At 42.9% G+C, this 581-nt stretch carries 1 protein-coding gene; it reads left to right on the plus strand.

Annotated features, from left to right (window positions below):
* Positions 1 to 581, plus strand: a 581-nt coding sequence (locus ciss_RS08020) for an IS200/IS605 family accessory protein TnpB-related protein (protein ID WP_143298521.1), incomplete at both ends; no start/stop codon positions are given.

Consider the following 581-nt stretch of genomic DNA (forward strand, 5'->3'; position numbering starts at 1 on the left):
CAGCAATAGATTTCAGCAATGGAGCTATCGGAGTAGACCTGAACGCCTTTCCATCCCACATAGCCTGGGCTGAAATAAAGAAAGAGGGCAATTTAGAAAGCTTTGGAGAAATCCCCACACTCTATCTCTGGGATGGGAAGAAAGAGAAAAGAGATTACTATGCATGGGTGTATGCCAACGAAATTGTAAAATTGGCCCTTGCAAAGAACAAAGGCATAGTGATAGAAAGGGTAGCAATAAAAGACAAAGGCTATCGGGGAGATTACAAGGGCAGGAAGTCCAGAAGAATAAAGCATAATTTTAGTTACCAAAAGTTAATTAGCAGAATAAAGACCCTTGCCCAAAGATACGGCATAGCCATAAGAGAAGTAAGTCCGGCTTATACAAGCGTGATAGGGATGTTAAAGTACGCACCGCAGTTTAATTTAACCAAAGATACAGCGGCAGCCTATGTGATAGCCCGAAGGGGATTGGCTTTAAGGGAGAAAATTCCCTTGAAGTATAAAGAGCTTTTGGAAAGCCTGCAAAGCAAGACACGGTCGGTATCTTCATTAACCGACGGAAGGAATGAAGGTACTGCG

Origin of the sequence: Carboxydothermus islandicus, assembly GCF_001950325.1 — a bacterium.
In the GTDB taxonomy this organism is placed as follows: Bacteria; Bacillota; Z-2901; order Carboxydothermales; family Carboxydothermaceae; genus Carboxydothermus; species Carboxydothermus islandicus.